At 69.7% G+C, this 789-nt stretch carries 1 protein-coding gene; it reads left to right on the top strand.

The genetic code is table 11. The annotated features are described in order from the left end of the window. On the top strand, nt 1–774 hold a 774-nt coding region (locus QR78_RS28980), incomplete at its 5' end, for an urea carboxylase-associated family protein (protein WP_048431085.1). Between the last annotated feature and the right edge of the window lie 15 nt (nt 775–789).

Genomic DNA, 789 nt, shown 5'->3' with positions numbered 1-789 from the left:
GCCGCCGAGACCGGCGGGCGGACCCTGGTCGATGCTTTCACCGTCCCGATCCGTACCGGGCGGGCCTGGAGCGTTCCGGCGGGCCACGTCTTCCGGATCGTCGCGCCGGAGGGGCCGCAGGTCGGCGACCTCAACATCTGGAACCGGCACGACCCGCGCGAGCGGCTATGGGCGGCGCGCACCCGCCAGCTTCAGGGCGCCCACGTCACGACCTTCGACCGGCTGTGGTCGACCCTGCCGTTCCTGCGCCCGCTCGTCACCATCACGGCCGATACGCTGGCGCATTACGGCACCGACGAATATGGCGGCCGGGTCCACGACCTGCTCGGCACCCGCTGCGACCCCTACGTCAACAAGCTGCTCACCGGCCAGGACTTCCACTTCCACTGCCACTCGAACCTCACCCGCGCGGTGATGCCGTTCGGCCTGACCGAGTTCGACGTCCACGACGTGCTCAACGTGTTTCAGGTCACCGGCCTCAACCACGACGACCTGTACTTCATGCGCGACTGCCCGGCCAAAGCCGGCGACTACCTCGAATTCTTCGCCGAGATCGACCTGCTCTGCGCCCTCTCGACCTGCCCAGGCGGCGACCTCTCGGTGCCGCTCTGGGGGCCGGACGCCCGCGACCCGATCGACGTGTGCCGGCCGCTCGCCGTCGAGGTCTACCGGCTCGCACCGGACCTGACCGAGGGCTGGCGGAGCCCGGAGGTGGCCCCCTATCGCGGCCAGCACGGGCTCCAGGCCGAGAAGGGCTGGTGGAACAAGGCCTAGAGCATTTTCCGACGA

Source organism: Methylobacterium indicum (genome assembly GCF_001043895.1).
GTDB lineage: Bacteria > Pseudomonadota > Alphaproteobacteria > Rhizobiales > Beijerinckiaceae > Methylobacterium > Methylobacterium indicum.
Note: the sequence above shows the minus strand (reverse complement) of the source record. Positions and strands in the feature narration are given on the sequence as shown.